The 15,888-nt window shown below is 64.9% G+C and carries 12 protein-coding genes; 10 read left to right on the top strand and 2 right to left on the bottom strand.

The genetic code is table 11. The features are described from left to right. Positions 1–3: 3 nt before the first annotated feature. Both AX725_RS03825 and AX725_RS03820 read right to left on the bottom strand, forming a co-directional pair. On the bottom strand, positions 4–438 hold the full coding sequence (locus AX725_RS03825; protein ID WP_155645636.1) for a hypothetical protein: 435 nt from the start codon (positions 436–438) through the stop codon (positions 4–6). Continuing rightward, positions 416–619: a helix-turn-helix transcriptional regulator gene (locus AX725_RS03820; RefSeq protein ID WP_060977315.1), complete on the bottom strand. Its 204-nt coding sequence runs from the start codon at positions 617–619 to the stop codon at positions 416–418. Before AX725_RS03820 ends, AX725_RS03825 begins: the two co-directional genes overlap by 23 nt. Before the next feature lie 209 nt (positions 620–828). Between AX725_RS03820 and AX725_RS03815 the strand changes: the two genes are divergently transcribed. The 10 genes from AX725_RS03815 to AX725_RS03770 all read left to right on the top strand — a co-directional run bounded on the left by AX725_RS03815 (position 829) and on the right by AX725_RS03770 (position 15,850). Continuing rightward, positions 829–2,937 (top strand): molybdopterin oxidoreductase family protein, encoded by a 2,109-nt coding sequence (locus tag AX725_RS03815; RefSeq protein ID WP_060977316.1) that lies wholly within the window; start codon positions 829–831, stop codon positions 2,935–2,937. A gap of 255 nt (positions 2,938–3,192) precedes the next feature. Then, a complete protein-coding gene (locus tag AX725_RS03810) occupies positions 3,193–4,032 on the top strand; it encodes a glycine--tRNA ligase subunit alpha (RefSeq protein ID WP_060977317.1) in 840 nt (279 codons plus the stop codon). Between the two features lie 151 nt (positions 4,033–4,183). After that, positions 4,184–6,712, top strand: coding sequence for a glycine--tRNA ligase subunit beta (gene glyS / locus AX725_RS03805; RefSeq protein WP_066112714.1), 2,529 nt, complete (start codon positions 4,184–4,186; stop codon positions 6,710–6,712). A 42-nt stretch (positions 6,713–6,754) separates the two neighbouring features. Next, complete coding sequence (gene ppdK, locus AX725_RS03800; RefSeq protein ID WP_060977541.1) at positions 6,755–9,418, top strand: pyruvate, phosphate dikinase; 2,664 nt, start codon at positions 6,755–6,757, stop codon at positions 9,416–9,418. Positions 9,419–9,834: 416 nt separating this feature from the next. Further along, positions 9,835–10,413, top strand: a complete 579-nt coding sequence (locus AX725_RS03795) for a DUF1214 domain-containing protein (RefSeq protein ID WP_066117581.1) — start codon at positions 9,835–9,837, stop codon at positions 10,411–10,413. Then, on the top strand, positions 10,410–10,934 hold the full coding sequence (locus tag AX725_RS03790; RefSeq protein WP_060977543.1) for a DUF1254 domain-containing protein: 525 nt from the start codon (positions 10,410–10,412) through the stop codon (positions 10,932–10,934). Before AX725_RS03795 ends, AX725_RS03790 begins: the two co-directional genes overlap by 4 nt. A 238-nt stretch (positions 10,935–11,172) precedes the next feature. Then, positions 11,173–12,387, top strand: a complete 1,215-nt coding sequence (locus tag AX725_RS03785) for an acyl-CoA dehydrogenase family protein (protein ID WP_060977544.1) — start codon at positions 11,173–11,175, stop codon at positions 12,385–12,387. A 3-nt stretch (positions 12,388–12,390) separates the two neighbouring features. Further along, the gene (locus AX725_RS03780; protein WP_060977545.1) at positions 12,391–13,536 is read left to right on the top strand and encodes an acyl-CoA dehydrogenase family protein; all 1,146 of its coding nucleotides are present in this window, start codon (positions 12,391–12,393) and stop codon (positions 13,534–13,536) included. A gap of 56 nt (positions 13,537–13,592) precedes the next feature. Beyond that, positions 13,593–14,351: a crotonase/enoyl-CoA hydratase family protein gene (locus AX725_RS03775; RefSeq protein ID WP_060977546.1), complete on the top strand. Its 759-nt coding sequence runs from the start codon at positions 13,593–13,595 to the stop codon at positions 14,349–14,351. An 83-nt stretch (positions 14,352–14,434) separates the two neighbouring features. Next, positions 14,435–15,850, top strand: a complete 1,416-nt coding sequence (locus tag AX725_RS03770) for a hypothetical protein (RefSeq protein ID WP_060977547.1) — start codon at positions 14,435–14,437, stop codon at positions 15,848–15,850. Positions 15,851–15,888 lie beyond the last annotated feature (38 nt).

Raw genomic sequence — 15,888 nt, 5'->3', positions numbered from 1 at the left:
GCGTTAACGGAACTTGTACCAGGCAAAGGCGAGCGCGCTGCTCAAGATGCCGGCAAGGAACAGCCACAGGGCATCCGGCTCGGGCACCAGCCCGCCCTTCCACAGGACGAACCAGGCAGGATAGCCAATCAGCATCACATTGCCCGCGACCACGGTGGTCTTGGTGTGGATGACGCGTTCGTGCTCGTCGGACACCTGCATCAGCTTCCACGATCCATAGCTGACCGCGATCACGAACACGATCGCGCTGATGATCGCCAGCCAGGGCGGGATGCTGTTCGCCGCGACCAGCCCGGCATTCTCATCCTCGAAAAAGCCGACCAGAAAGCCGGAGACAAGGCCCATCGCGAACATCGTCCCGATCACGGCATTGATGCGTTTCTGGCGCTGCTTAGCGCGGGTCTGCCAGTCGGTTTCAACCATGCTCGCCTCCATCATCGAAAATCTCCTCGATCGTCATGCCGAACAGCCTGGCAATCCTGAATGCCAGTGGCAGCGACGGATCGTATTTGCCCGTCTCGATCGCATTGACCGCCTGGCGCGAGACATCGAGCCGCGCACCCAGTTCTGCCTGGCTCCAGTCGCGCTCGGCGCGCAGCACTTTCAGCCGGTTTTTCATCTCAACCACTTTCCGCCAGGTGTCGCAGGACGCTGACCTTTTGTCATGTGACCCTGACTATATGTCGTGATTCGCTGACCATGTCAAGTGACCCTGACCATCTGCTACCGTCACCTGACATCCGTTACGGAAATGCGGGGGTTTGCATGGCTGGTCAGCTGGGTACGTGGCTGATACCCTTTGCCGCAAAAGCAACGGGAGAGACCGCCATGGCGAGCGAATCGGCCACCAGCATCCACGCGCGCACCTGCCATCTGTGCGAGGCCAATTGCGGCGTGCTGGTCGAGGTGCAGGGGCGCAAGGTCATCTCGATCAGGGGCAATCCCGATCATGTGCTGAGTCGCGGCCATATCTGTCCCAAGGCGACCGCGCTGGCAGACCTTCAGGACGATCCCGATCGGCTGCGTCGTCCGGTCAAGCGGGTCGGCGACCAGTGGCAGGAGATCGACTGGGAAACCGCCTTTGCCGAGATCGGTGCGCGGATGGCGGGGATCATCGCAGGGGGTGGGCAGCCCGCGCTCTATATGGGCAACCCCAATGCGCACAATTACGCGACCGGCACGCAGACCGGGCTGCTGCGCAAGGCTCTGGGGGTGCGCACGCTCTATTCGGCCTCGACGCTCGACCAGATCCCGCATCAGCTCGTCCAGATGTGGATGTACGGGCACAATGCGCTGTTCCCAATCCCCGATGTCGACCGCACGCGCTTCATGCTGATCATCGGGGGCAATCCGCTCGCCAGCAATGGCAGCGTGTGGACCGTGCCCGATGTGAAGAAGCGGCTGAAGGCGGTGCAGGCGCGCGGCGGGCAGGTGGTCGTCATCGATCCGCGCCGCACCGAGACCGCGAAGATCGCTGACGCGCACCATTTCATCCGCCCCGGCACCGATACCGCGCTGCTGCTCGGCCTGCTCAAGGCGCTCGACGAGGCGGGGCTGGTCTCGCCGGGCCGGCTCGCGCCGATGCTGGACGAGGGCTGGGATGGGGCGTGGCAGGCGATTCGCGGCTTCGAAGTTGCGCCGCTCGCCGCGCATTGCGGCATCGACGAAGCCGTGATCCGCGCGCTCGCCGCCAGGCTGGGCAGCGGCGAACCGGCTGTTGTCTATGGCCGGATGGGCGTCTCGGTGACCGAGGCGGGCACGCTCAACCTCTGGCTGATCCAGCTCCTGAACATCGCCACCGGCAATCTCGATCGCGAGGGTGGAGTGATGTTCTCCTCGCCGGTCATTGATCTGGTCGCGAGCGCCGGACCGGGCACGTACGATCGCTTCCGCTCGCGCATTGGCAACCGGCCCGAGGTGATCAGCGAGTTTCCGAGCGCGCTGCTGCCCGAGGAGATCGGGACGCCGGGCGAGGGGCAGATCAAGGCGCTGGTGGTGATATCGGGCAATCCCGCCTTGTCGTCGCCCGGCGCCTGGGGCGAGGCGTTGCCGCAGCTCGAGTTGATGGTGTCGATCGACATGTACGTCACCGCGACCAGCGCGCACGCGCATTACATCCTGCCGCCGTGCGGGCCGCTCGAAAAAGACCATTATCCGCTGCTGCTCGGCCCCATCGCGATCCGCAATTATGCCGATTATTCCGCGCCGACGCTGCCGATGGAAGAAGGCGCCAAGGCCGATTGGGAAATCGTGGCGGAACTGGCGCGTGCGATCCTGGCGGCGAAGGGCGAGGCGGTACCCAATATCGTGCCGCCGCGTGTGGCGCTCGCCGCGATGCTGGCAAGATCGGATTACAAGGTGACGCTGGAGGAGCTGGAAGCGAACCCCAATGGCGTGGATTTCGGCGCGCATGTTCCGCGCCTGCCCGAACGGTTGCAGACGCCCGACAAGCGGATTGCCTGCGCCCCACCGCTGTGCCTCGAGGCGCTGGAGCAATGGCGCGCCCAGCTCGAAGCCACGCCGCCGGATCAGTTGCTGCTGATCGGGCGACGGCATGTGCGCAACAACAACAGCTGGCTGCACAACAGCCCGCGCCTCGCCAAGGGGCCGGATCGCTGCACCGCGATGATCCATCCCGACGATGCGGCAGCGCGCGGCATCGCCACCGGCGATCAGGTGCGGGTGAGCAGCCGGGTTGGAGCGGTGCAGCTTGCCGCCGAGGTCAGCGAGGATGTGATGCCGGGCGTGATCTCGATCCCGCACGGCTTTGGCCAGGACAAGCCGGGGACGCGGCTCTCGGTCGCGGCGAAAAGGCCTGGCGTTTCGCTCAACGACCTCACCGACCCGGCGGCGATGGACCCGATTTCGGGCAATGCTGTGCTCAACGGCACCCCGGTGACGCTAGAGCGGGTGGAGCAGGCGGTGGCGGCGGAATAGGCGCCGATTATTGCCCTTATCGTCACCCCCGCGAAAGCGGGGGTCCCGCTTCCTTTCAACCTTTGCGCAATAGCGGGATTGCCGCTTTCGCGGGAATGACGAATGTGGGCTGGCAAAGCTCAGCTAAACCCGCTGACACCAACCCTGAATCACCTCTCCCTTGACCCGCGCCCCGCCATCCGCCAAAGCGCGGCGCATCTTTTTGCAACTGCGAAGGCCGGACGTTTGAGCGAGCACAGCCTTTCCTTTCAGGACATGATCCTGACCCTGCACAATTTCTGGAGCCAGCACGGCTGCCTGATCCTGCAGCCTTATGACATGCCTATGGGTGCGGGCACGTTCCACACCGCGACGACGCTGCGCGCGCTGGGCCCCGATCCGTGGAACGCCGCGTTCGTCCAGCCGTGCCGCCGCCCGACCGACGGGCGCTATGGCGAAAACCCCAACCGGCTGCAGCATTATTACCAGTATCAGGTGATCCTGAAGCCCTCGCCGGGCGACATCCAGCAGCTCTATCTCGACAGCCTCACCGCGATCGGCGTCGATCCGCTGCTGCACGACATCCGCTTCGTCGAGGACGACTGGGAGAGCCCGACTCTGGGCGCCTGGGGCCTGGGCTGGGAGGTCTGGTGCGACGGCATGGAGGTGACGCAGTTCACCTATTTCCAGCAGATGGGCGGCTTCGACTGCAAGCCGGTGGCTGGCGAGCTGACCTATGGGCTCGAGCGGCTCGCCATGTACATTCAGGGCAAGGACAGCGTATACAATCTAGATTTCAACGGCCGGGGCGTGACCTATGGCGATGTGTTCCTCGAGAACGAGCGCCAGATGAGCGCATGGAATTTCGAGCATGCGAACACGGAAAGCCTGTTCGATGCGTTCCGCAAGGCCGTCGCCGAATGCGAGAATTGCCTCGATGCGAAGCTGCCGATTCCGGCTTATGAGCAGGCGATTGCAGCGAGCCATGTGTTCAACCTGCTCCAGGCGCGCGGGGTGATCTCGGTCGCCGAGCGCCAGGCCTATATGGGCCGCGTGCGTGACCTTGCGAAGGGCAGCTGCCAGGCGTGGATGGAGAAGAACGGGTGGGCTGCGTGATGGTGACGTTGCACAACCGTCATGCTGAACTTGTTTCAGCATCCATCGACCGTCCGGGAGCCGATAGGGCGAAGGCGCTTGGTGCCCGATGGACCCTGAAACAAGTTCAGGGTGACGGCATTGGTTGCGGTTCGGACCGGGAGCGCGCGGCATGACCGATTTCCTGCTCGAACTTCTCTCCGAGGAAATCCCCGCGCGGATGCAGGCGAAAGCCCGTGCCGACCTCGAAAAGCTGTTCGCCGATCAGCTCGCCGCCGCCGGGCTGAAGGCGCAGAGCCTCCAGACCTTCTCGACCCCGCGCCGCCTTGCGCTGATCGCGCGCGGGTTGCCCGAAACGACCGAAGCGGTATCCGAAGAGCTCAAGGGCCCTCCCGCCGATGCGCCCGATGCGGCGGTCGAGGGCTTTTTGCGCAAGGCGGGGCTGACTCGCGACGCGCTCGAGACCCGCGAGGTCAAGGGCCGCGCGACGCTGTTCGCGGTCATTAACAAGCCGGGCCGCGCCACCGCCGATGTGCTCTCTGACGCCATCCCCGCGATCGTCCGCGCCTTTCCCTGGCCCAAGTCGATGCGCTGGGGTGCGGCGAGCCAGACCACGGAATCGCTGCGCTGGGTGCGTCCGCTGCAGGGCATCATCGCGCTGCTCGGCGGTTATGTCGTGCCGTGCGAGGTCGATGGGCTGGTCGCCGGCAATACCACCGTCGGTCACCGCTTCCACCACCAGGGCGCGGTCACCGTGTCGGGTGTCGAGGATTATGCCGATGCGCTGCGCGCCGCGCATGTGATCGTCGATCATGAGGAACGCGCGCGCATCATCCGCGACGGCGCGGCGAAGGCGGCGGCGGACGCGGGCTTTGCGCTGATCGAGGACGAGGGGCTGGTGGTCGAGAATGCCGGGCTGACCGAATGGCCGGTGCCGTTGCTAGGCCGTTTCGACCCGGCGTTTCTTGAGGTTCCGCCTGAGGTCATCCAGCTAACTGCCCGCGTTAACCAGAAATATTTCGTCGTGCAGGATGCAGGCGGCGCGCTCGCCCCGGCGTTCGTCTGCACCGCCAACATCGCCGCGCATGACGGCGGCCGGGCGATCGTCGCGGGCAACGAGAAGGTGCTGGCGGCGCGGCTTTCCGACGCGCGCTTCTTCTGGGAGCTCGACCAGAAGAAGACGCTCGAGCAGCATGCCGAGAAGCTGAAGAATATCGTCTTCCACGAGAAGCTTGGGACGGTGGCCGACAAGGTCGACCGCGTCGCCAAGCTCGCGCGGTGGCTGTGCGAAGAGGGTATCATTCAGCCCTCTCCCCTTGAGGGGAGAGGGAGGAGCCGCGAAGCGGCGGAGGGAGAGGGGCAGTCGCCGACCTCTGCGCAGGCCCCCCTCCCAACCCTCCCCCCTGAAGGGGAGAGGGCTAAATTGGCCGATCTCGCCGAACAGGCCGCCCGCCTGTGCAAGGCCGATCTCGTCACCGAGATGGTCGGCGAATTCCCCGAACTTCAGGGGCTTATGGGCGGTTATTACGCGGCGAAACAAGGTCTCGACCCGCAAGTCGCCGCCGCCATCCGCGACCATTACAAGCCGGTCGGGCAGGGCGATGACGTGCCGACCGATCCGGTGACGGTGGCGGTGAGCCTCGCGGACAAGCTTGATACGCTGCTCGCTTTCTTCTTAGTTGGCGACACGCCAACAGGCAGCAAAGACCCATTCGCGCTCCGACGAGCCGCGCTGGCCATAATTTCCTTGCTACAAAAGAATGGCATTCGCCTGACTATCGTTCCGCTACTCGAAGCCTATTACCGAGGCTGGATTGTATGGTGGCGAAATGAAGATAAGTATGCCGCTGTCGTCAATGGTTGGTTCAATGACGATACTGATGTTTCCGGGAGTCAGCGCTATCTTGTTCATTCACCCTTTTATAACGAGAGCCCTCTAGACTATCTTTCGGAATATCAGGTTGGCTTATGGTTGATTGAAATTTTCGATTATGACGATGATCGTGAATTCTACGAACAAGACTTAGATAGTGTTCGTATATTAAAGTTTCTGCGATTTAATCAATTTCGAGATTCCGTCCTCGACTTCTTTGCCGACCGCCTCAAGGTCCAGCAACGCGAGGCCGGGGTTCGGCATGACCTGATCGACGCGGTGTTTGCGCTCGGTGGCGAGGACGATCTCGTCCGGTTGCTTGCGCGGGTGAAGGCGTTGCAGGCCTTTGTCGAGACGGGCGAGGGGACGAACCTGCTCGCCGGGTACAAGCGTGCGGCGAATATCCTCAAGAAAGAGGGACGGGGCGATGCGAGCGCGCCGGTCCACACGCCGGAAACCGGTGGCGGCATTGCGCAGACCGGCGAGGAAGATCCGCTGTCCTTGGTCGAGGACCCCGCTGTCGCGCAGGCTGTCGCGGAAATGGCGCAGCCCGGCTCCGGGCTGGGATATGAACCGGAACCTGCGGAAATCGCGCTGATCGAGGCGCTCGACAAGGCCGAGCCGCTCGCCGAGCTCGCGATCCAGGCCGAGGATTTCGAAGGCGCGATGGCCGCGCTCGCCGCGTTGCGTGCGCCGATCGATGCGTTTTTCGAGAGCGTCACCGTCAACGATGCGGACCAGGCCAAGCGCGAGGCGCGGTTGAACCTGCTCGCGCGGTTCCGCGCTGCGGTTCACCGCGTCGCCGATTTTTCGAAGATCGAGGGTTAACTTCGACCGATAACCCATTCAAACACGGACAGGCTGAAGCAGATGACCAAATATGTGTACCGTTTCGGAGGCGGCGCCAATGATGGCGGTGCGGGCAACAAGAATCTGCTCGGCGGCAAGGGCGCCAATCTCGACGGCATGGCCTCGATCGGCCTGCCGGTGCCGCCGGGCTTCACCATCAGCACCGAGATGTGCACCCGCTATTATCAGGATGGCGAGGTTTTCCCCGACAGCCTGAAGGACGAAGTCGCCGAAGGCCTTGCGCATATCGAGGGCGTCACCGGCAAGAAGTTCGGCGATGCCGCCGATCCGTTGCTCGTGTCGGTCCGCTCGGGCGCGCGCGTTTCGATGCCCGGCATGATGGACACGGTGCTCAATCTCGGCCTCAACGATGAGACCGTGCAGGGCCTCGCCCAGGTGTCGGGCGACGAGCGCTTCGCGTGGGACAGTTATCGCCGTTTCGTCCAGATGTATTCGGACGTGGTGCTCGGTCTCGACCATGATGCGTTCGAGGAAGCGCTCGAAATCATGAAGGAAGACAATGGCTTCTTCAGCGATACCGAGATGGAGGCGAAGCACTGGAAGGCGCTGGTCGGCGAATACAAGGCGCTGGTTCAGGAGCAATGGGGCAAGCCCTTCCCGCAGGATGTGCATGACCAGCTCTGGGGTGCGATCAGCGCCGTGTTCGGATCGTGGCAGTCGGAGCGCGCCAAGGTCTATCGCCGGCTGAACGACATTCCCGCCGAATGGGGCACTGCGGTCAACGTCCAGGCGATGGTGTTCGGCAATATGGGCGACACCTCGGCCACCGGCGTTGCGTTCACCCGCAACCCCGCGACCGGCGAAAATGTCTATTACGGCGAGTTCCTGATCAACGCGCAGGGCGAGGACGTGGTCGCGGGCATCCGCACGCCGCAGTACCTGACCAAGGCTGCGCGCGAGGAAGCGAACGCCAAGCCGCTGAGCATGGAAGAGGCGATGCCGGAGACCTATGCCGAGCTGGCGCGGGTGTTCGACATTCTCGAAACGCATTATCGCGACATGCAGGACATCGAGTTCACCGTCGAGCGCGGCAAGCTGTGGATGCTGCAGACCCGCTCGGGCAAGCGCACCGCCAAGGCGGCCTTGCGGATCGCGGTGGAAATGGCGAACGAGGGCCTGATCACCGAGGAAGAGGCGATCGCACGCGTCGATCCGATGGCGCTCGACCAGCTGCTCCACCCCTCGCTCGATCCCGATGCGGCGCGCGACGTGCTGACCAAGGGGCTTCCTGCCTCGCCGGGCGCGGCGAGCGGCATCATCGTGTTCGACGCCGATACCGCCGAGCGCCGCAACGAGATGGGCGATGCGGTCATCCTGGTGCGCATCGAGACCAGCCCCGAGGACATTCACGGCATGCACGCCGCCAAGGGCATCCTGACGGCGCGCGGTGGCATGACCAGCCACGCGGCGGTGGTGGCGCGCGGCATGGGCCGCCCTTGCGTCTCGGGCGCGGGCAGCCTGTCGATCGACAACAAGGAGCGCGTGCTGCGCATCGGCAAGCGCGAACTGCGCGAGGGTGACACGATCACCATCGACGGCACCTCGGGCGAGGTGATGCTGGGCGAGGTGCCCACCGTGCAGCCCGAGCTGGTCGGCGATTTCGGCGTGCTGATGGGCTGGGCCGACAAGGTCCGCCGCCTCAAGGTGCGCACCAATGCCGAGACGCCCGAGGATTGCCGCGTCGCGCGCGATTTCGGCGCGGAAGGCATCGGTCTGTGCCGCACCGAGCACATGTTCTTCGAAGCGAGCCGCATCACCTCGGTGCGCCAGATGATCCTGGCCGAGGACGAGGCGGGAAGGCGGGCCGCGCTGGAAAAGCTGCTGCCCGAACAGCGCGGCGACTTCCACAGCATCTTCGAGGTAATGGCGGGTCTGCCGGTCACCATCCGCCTGCTCGATCCGCCGCTGCACGAGTTCCTGCCGCACAGCGAGAGCGAGTTTGCGGAAGTCGCCGAAGCCGCCGGCGTCGGCGTCGAGGTTTTGAAGCGCCGCGCCAACGAACTGCACGAGTTCAACCCGATGCTCGGCCATCGCGGCTGCCGCCTGGGCGTGACCTATCCCGAAATCTACGAGATGCAGGCGCGCGCGATCTTCGAGGCGGCGTGCGATGTCGCCGAGAAGAGCGGTGCAGCGCCGATCCCCGAGGTGATGATCCCGCTGGTTGCGACCCGCCGCGAGCTCGAGCTGATGAAGAAGGTGGTCGATACCGCTGCCGAACTGGTGTTTGCCGAAAAGGGGCGCCGGATCGAATATCTGGTCGGCACGATGATCGAACTGCCGCGCGCCGCCCTGATGGCCGATGAAATCGCCGAAGTAGGCGAGTTCTTCAGCTTCGGCACCAACGACTTGACGCAGACGACGCTGGGCGTCAGCCGCGACGACGCGGGGCGGTTCCTCACGCAATATGTCGACAAGGGCATTTTCGCGCGCGATCCGTTCGTCAGCCTCGATGTCGAGGGCGTCGGTCAGCTGATCGAGATCGCGGTCGAAAAGGGCCGCAAGACTCGGCCAGGCATCAAGCTCGGCATTTGCGGCGAGCATGGCGGCGATCCGGCGAGCATCGCGTTCTGCGAGAAAGCCGGGCTCGATTATGTCAGCGCCTCGCCCTATCGCGTGCCGATCGCGCGACTGGCTGCGGCGCAGGCGGCGCTCAAGAAGGGCTGAGCAGGCGCTCTCGCCTTGACTTAAAGCCCTCCCCCTTGATGGGGGAGGGTTTGGGTGGGGGGGTGCTTGCCGGATTTAGCAGCATTGCGTGCAACGCGCCCTTACACCCAGCCGCACCATCACCCCTACCGCTGCGACTTGGCAGCAAGCTGCCAAGTCTCGCTGCCTCCCCCATCAAGGGGGAGGGGAGACAGTGGGCACATACTGCCGGTCCCCTGCGAGGGCAGGGGGCCATCTCCCAAAGGTTGCCGGATCGCGCGACCGAGGGGACAGTCGTGAGCGCAGGTGATGGGCCCCTGCCTTCGCAGGGGACCGGCTAGCGCCCGCTGCAGATACCAGCCCACAAGCGCATCCCCCTTGCCACCACCACCGATATTCCGGCATAGCCTCTGTCAAAACAAGGGGAGAGGGACGCCATGTCGCCAGGGTTGCGCTATGGGTTGATGCTGGTCGCAGGACTGGCGATCGGCACGGGGACGGCGGTCGCGCAGTTGCGGCAGAGCTTTGCTGCGATGGGGATCGAGAACGGTCCCTGGCGCACCGGCGAGAAGGTCGGCACCGCCGATGCCAGCGTCGCCACCCGCGCCACCGTCGCGCTGCGCGGCTTGCTGGCCCTGCCCGAGCGCGAGGCGATCTATTTCAACGCATCGACCGACAGCGCGGGGCGCAAACTGACCGGCAAATGCGCCTATCGCGTCACCGGCGGCGCGATCGATGCACGCTGGTGGAGCCTGACGCTGTACGACAGCCAGGGCTATCTGATCCCCAATCCGGCGAGCGTTTATTCGGTCGGTAGCGCGGCGATCGGTCCGCAAGAGGCGGCGAACTGGACCGTCGATATCGCCCGCCAGCGGACCGGCGCGCACTGGATCGCGATGCCCGACGATCAGCCATTCGAGCTGACGCTGCGCGCGTATCACCCGTCGCGCGACTTGCTGGCCAGGCGCGGGAGCGTGCCGTTGCCGCGCATCGAACGCGGAGAGTGCCAGTCATGAGCCGCTGGATCGGACCCGTCGTCCTTGCGGTGATCGCCGCAGTCGCCGCCTGGTACGGCACGCTCGCTGCCGCCCCCAGCGTCATCATGGACCGCGCCTGGCATCGGCTGGCGGATCAGGCCGGGTATAACAAGATGACGCACACCCCGCCGGTGGTCGCCGAGCGCCAGACGATCGTGCGGCCGAGCCCGGATCTTGCCTATTCGATCTGCGCCTTCGACCTGACCCAGGCTCCGCTGGAGGTGATGATCGCACCTGTTCCCGATCATTACTGGTCATTGACCGTGTTCGACAGCGTGACCGATGTCGCCTTTGTCGAGAGCGACCGCGACACCGGCGGCAAGCCCATCCGCCTTGTACTGGCAACGGTGGATCAGCAGGCGCCCAAAGGCGCGCGCAAGGTCGTGATGCCCGATGCCAGGGGCGTCGCGCTGATCCGCGTGCTGCTGAAGAGCCGGGGCGAGATCGGCGCGGTGGATGCGTTTCGGAAGAAGTCGTTCTGCAGGCCTGTCAAAGGCTGACCCGTCATTCCCGCGAACGCGGGGATCCCGCTTTTGCGCTTCCGTGCGTCAAGAAAGCGGGACCCCGCCTGCACGGGGGTGACGACATGCTTCAAGTCACTGACACGGATGTCAGGAAAATCGCTGCACGCCCTAGACAAGCGCTTCCGACCCCTGCATATCTTCATTTAACCGAACGATTAAACGAGGCCGCGAATCCCCGAAGCGGTCCTGATCGAGCGCGCTAGAGGAGAGAGACATGGCAACCCGTCCTACCGCTGCCGAGCTGGCGGATTACGAGGCCCAGGCCGATGCCTGGTTCCGCGAGAACACGCCCAAGGACCCCGGCTTCATGCTGCCGCTGACCTTCATGGAGGTCAGCACCGACCAGCAGTTCGAATTCCTCTGCGCCTGGCAGCGCAAGGTGTACGAGGCAGGCTATCTCGGCGCGAGCTGGCCGACCGAATATGGCGGCGGCGGGATGCACCCCGATTTCCAGCGCATCGCCACCAAGGTGATGAAGAAATATGACGGCCCGATCATGCTCAACGCGATCGGCATCGGCTGGGCCGGTCCGCTGATCCTCGACATCGGCAGCGAGGAAGAGAAGAAGAAATATATCAAGGGGATGCTGAGCGCAGAGGATATCTGGTGCCAGGGTTTCTCCGAGCCCGAAAACGGCTCCGACCTCGGCAATGCGCAGCTGAAGGCGGTGCGGGACGGCGATGAGTACGTGCTCAACGGCTCCAAGATCTGGACCTCGCTGGGCGACCGCGCGAAATACATGATCCTGCTGGCGCGCACCTCGAACGAAGGGCCGAACAAATATGCGGGCCTCAGCTTCTTCCTCGCACCGATGCACGCGCCGGGCATCGAGACGCGGCGCATCAAGAAGCTCACCGGCGAATATGGCTTCGTCCAGTGCTTCTTCACCGATGCGCGCATCCCCGCCGAATGCCTGATGGGCAACGAAGGCGATGGCTGGCAGATCGCGATGAAGACGCTCGAATACGAGCGCGGAGCCAAGGTGAACCTGGCCGGCGGCTATTTCCTCAAGGAACTCGACGCCATGGGCGTGGTCGAACTGGCGCGCCAGTCGCAGCGCGGCGGCAAGGCGCTGCTCGACGATCCGGTGATGAAGGACCGGATGGTCGATTTCATGATCGACATCCAGGCTTTGAACCTCAACAACCAGCGGCGCCGCATGGGGCCGCTGGTGCAGGATCGCCCGATGGGCCTGGCGCTGATGAACAAGCTGGCGCGCACCGAGATGATCCGCGAACTGACCGAGTTCTCGCTGGCCTTCCAGGGAACGCGCGGCGGCTATTATGTCGATGATCCGTGCGCGGTCGACAATGGCTATTGGCACCGCAGCTACTTGAACAGCTTCTCCGCCACGATTGGCGGCGGAACCTCCGAAATCCAGCGCAACATCGTCGCCGAGCATGTGCTCGGCCTGCCGAAAGGACGCTAAACCATGGCCTTCAGCGAAGAAAATCTCGCCAATCATCTCGGCGGCCTCGGATACAGCGAAGAGCAGATCGAGCTGATGGACGTCGCCACCAGCTTCTGCCGCGACAAGTCGCCGATCGACAAGGTGCGCAAGCTGATGGCGGACGAGCGCGGCTATGACCCTGCCGTGTGGCAGGAAATTGCCGAACTGGGCTGGCTGGGCATCGCGATCCCCGAGGCGCATGGCGGCGTCGGCCTGTCGATGGCCGAGGTCGCGCCGATCGCCGAGCAGATGGGGCGGCGGCTGCTGACCACGCCCTTTGCGACCTGCACCGTCGCGGCGCAGGCGCTGCTCGCGGCGGGTGACGAGGCACAGTGCGGCGAATGGCTGCCGCGCATCGTCGCGGGCGAGATCGCGACGCTGGCGCTCTCCGAACCGCACGGCGACTGGACGCTCTCCCATGTCGAGGCAACTGCCAAGGCGAGCGGCGAGGGCTATGCGCTGTCCGGCACCAAGCAGTTCGTTGCCTATGCCCAGGATGCGGCGCTGGTGATCGCGACGGTCAATGTCGATGGCGCGGTGCGGCTGGCGCTGATCGAGCGCTCGGCCATCCCCGATGGTGCGCTGCGCCGCGAGATCATCGTCGACGAGACCCGGCGGACCTACGAACTGACGCTCGACGGCATTACCGTCCCGGCCTCGGCGCTGCTCGATGCGGGCCGCTCGGCCAGCGCGCTGAACCAGATCGAGCTGGCGAGTGCGCTGCTCCAGGCGGCTGAAATGTGCGGCGGCACGCAGAGCGCGATCGATTACACGATCGAATATCTCAAGACCCGCAAGCAGTTCGGCAAGCTGATCGGCGAATATCAGGCGCTCAAGCACCCGATCACCAATGCCTATGTCGCGTATGAAAAGGCGCGTTCGCACATGCTGAGCGCCGCGCACAATTTCGGCCAGCAGGGCGTCGGCGAGATCGCGGTGCGCATGGCCAAGGCGAGCGCCGACAAGGCGTACAGCTTTGCCGCCGACCGCGCGGTGCAATTCCATGGCGGCTTCGGCTTCACGCACGATTGCGACGCCGGGCTCTACCGCCGCAGCGCGATCTGGCACGCCAGCCAGTTCGGTGACGCCGCCTGGCACCGCGCGAAGCTCGCCGATCTGCTGTTCTGATAACCCCACCCCAACCCCTCCCCTGAAGGAGAGGGGCTTTTCAGGGAGAGTTCGATATGTCCGAAGTTTTGACCCTCGCCGATGATGGCGTCCTCATCATCACCATCAACCGGCCCGAGGCCAAGAATGCGGTCAACCGCGCGGTGGCCGAAGGTGTCGCTGCGGCAATGGAAGAGCTCGATGCCAATGACGCGCTGCGCGTCGGCATCATCAAGGGGGCCGGCGGCACCTTTTGCTCGGGCATGGACTTGAAGGCGTTCCTGACCGGCGAACTGCCGATGGTCAAGGGCAAGGGCTTCGCAGGTTTCGTCGAATCCCCGCCCAAGAAGCCGCTGATCGCCGCGGTCGATGGCTATGCGCTCGCGGGCGGGATGGAGGTCGCGATCACCTGCGACCTGCTCGTCGCGAACAGCTCAGCGCAGTTCGGCATCCCCGAGACCAAGCGGGGCCTCGCGGCAGCTGCGGGGGGCCTCATGCGCCTGCCGCGCCAGATTCCGCCGCGCATCGCGATGGAGCTGGCGCTGACCGGCGATTTCATCTCCGCCCAGCGCGGCTACGAGATCGGCTTCGTCAACCGCGTGGTCGAAGGCCCGGCGATCGACGGCGCGCTCGAACTGGCGCACAAGATCAGCGCCAACGGCCCGCTCGCGGTGCGCGTCTCCAAGCAGGTCATCGTCGAATCGCGCGGCTGGACCGACGCGGAAATGTGGGCGAAGCAGCAGGAAATCGTCGGCCCGGTGATGACCTCGCAGGACGCGCGCGAGGGCGCTGCCGCCTTCGCTCAGAAGCGCGCCCCCAACTGGACCGGCAAGTAAGCACAAGCCGCCGAAACGCATTGATTTCGGCGGCTATTTGCTGAAAACAGGGCCTGCAGGGTCGCGCCTGACTGGAGTTTCCCGTGATCCTGCTGCCCGCCCTGTTGCTCGCGGCCACACCCGCCGCGCCGTGCCCCGACCGCACCGTGAACGCGAAAGCGCTGTGCGCCAATCGCGAGATCGCCAGAGGCTGGGCGGATGTCGAGACCGCGTTCCAGGCCTGGGCCAAGGTCGATCCGCGCAAGGCGGTGATTGCCGAGCGCCACGACGAGGCGCTGGCCGATCTGCGCCGGGGCTTCGAATATAGCGAGGATGACAGCCCGCAGACTGCCAATCCCGACGCCATTATCGAGAGCCTGGGCTATGTGAAGAGCGAGATCGAGGGGCTGGCGAAGCTTGCCGCGTCGATCCGCGCACCGTCCGGTTTCGGGCGCGAACTGGCGAGGGAATGCACCGTCGCAGCGGTCGAAAGCTGCGTGGTCGAAGGCGCCGGTTTCCTCACCGCAGGCGAGGAGGGCAGGGTGCGCTCGGTCGCATGGCAGAAGCTGAGCGGGCTGGAGCCGGGCGGCGGCATCCCGCTGCGCATGGCGATCGCCTGGGACGTGACCGGCGATGCGCCGCAGCTCATCGGCTTTGCCAGCACCGAGGGCGACACATCCACGCCGCTGCTGATCGACGATGGCGAAAAGCTGATGCTGCACATGCCCGCGCGCACCGCCGGGACGGGCGAGGGCAATGCCGACACGCTGTTCCTGTATCGCGATACCGGCTGGGCCAATATCGGCATGAACGGCTGGAAGGAGGAGCTGCGCACCCGACTGCCCAAGGGGCTGGGGCTGTGGAAGGGCGTCGAATACAGCCTGTACGGCATCAGCAGCAGTTTCTCGCTTTGGCGCGACAGCGATGCCAATTGCTGCCCGACCGCGGGCGATGCCTATGCCAGCTTCAAGATCGTCAACGACCGGCTCGCCATCGACACGCTGGAGATCAACCCCGCCGCCGCCGTGCAGGTCAAGCCTCTCGCCTGCCCGATCCTGAAAGCCACCTATCGCTCGCCCTGGTCGACGCGCTTCACGCTGCATTTCGAAAAGCCCGCGCTGCCGCCGAGTGCGCAATCGGACATGGTCGCGGTGCTCGAGCAGAAGGACGAGGACGACGCGCTGATCTTCCGCAACTACTATACCTTCGCAGGCTCGAACGGCTTCGGCTCGACCACGCTGATCCCGGTCAACGGCCTGGGCGACGCGGAAAACCCGCCCGAAATGCTGCCCGAGCGGGAGGGCGAGGAGCCGCTCTATTTCCACGCCTTTACAGGCGAGCCCAATGGCCTGAAATATGTCGCCGAACCGCCGATGCTGGGCAGCCCAGCGCCGCTCGGCGTGTTCATGCCCGACCTCGCGCGCTCGCTCTGGTATGACGGCATCCCCGATCCGAAGGGTGGACCGCCGATGCGCGTCGAGATGCCGCGCGACATGTGGATGGGGGATTGCGCGGAATAGGCGCGCGCGGTCTCGCTACTGGGTGAGGAGCGCGCCGG

The sequence above is a fragment of the Blastomonas sp. CCH9-A1 genome (genome assembly GCF_001557175.1).
In the GTDB taxonomy this organism is placed as follows: domain Bacteria; phylum Pseudomonadota; class Alphaproteobacteria; order Sphingomonadales; family Sphingomonadaceae; genus Blastomonas; species Blastomonas delafieldii_A.
This window is presented reverse-complemented; position numbering and strand designations above follow the sequence as displayed.

What these genes read in the sequence shown, in the direction of transcription:
- AX725_RS03825 (WP_155645636.1), bottom strand. Translation starts at nt 438, where the DNA reads ATGATGGAGGCGAGCATGGTTGAAACCGACTGGCAGACCCGCGCTAAG.
- AX725_RS03820 (WP_060977315.1), bottom strand. Translation starts at nt 619, where the DNA reads ATGAAAAACCGGCTGAAAGTGCTGCGCGCCGAGCGCGACTGGAGCCAG.
- AX725_RS03815 (WP_060977316.1), top strand. Translation starts at nt 829, where the DNA reads ATGGCGAGCGAATCGGCCACCAGCATCCACGCGCGCACCTGCCATCTG.
- AX725_RS03810 (WP_060977317.1), top strand. Translation starts at nt 3,193, where the DNA reads ATGATCCTGACCCTGCACAATTTCTGGAGCCAGCACGGCTGCCTGATC.
- glyS (WP_066112714.1), top strand. Translation starts at nt 4,184, where the DNA reads ATGACCGATTTCCTGCTCGAACTTCTCTCCGAGGAAATCCCCGCGCGG.
- ppdK (WP_060977541.1), top strand. Translation starts at nt 6,755, where the DNA reads ATGACCAAATATGTGTACCGTTTCGGAGGCGGCGCCAATGATGGCGGT.
- AX725_RS03795 (WP_066117581.1), top strand. Translation starts at nt 9,835, where the DNA reads ATGTCGCCAGGGTTGCGCTATGGGTTGATGCTGGTCGCAGGACTGGCG.
- AX725_RS03790 (WP_060977543.1), top strand. Translation starts at nt 10,410, where the DNA reads ATGAGCCGCTGGATCGGACCCGTCGTCCTTGCGGTGATCGCCGCAGTC.
- AX725_RS03785 (WP_060977544.1), top strand. Translation starts at nt 11,173, where the DNA reads ATGGCAACCCGTCCTACCGCTGCCGAGCTGGCGGATTACGAGGCCCAG.
- AX725_RS03780 (WP_060977545.1), top strand. Translation starts at nt 12,391, where the DNA reads ATGGCCTTCAGCGAAGAAAATCTCGCCAATCATCTCGGCGGCCTCGGA.
- AX725_RS03775 (WP_060977546.1), top strand. Translation starts at nt 13,593, where the DNA reads ATGTCCGAAGTTTTGACCCTCGCCGATGATGGCGTCCTCATCATCACC.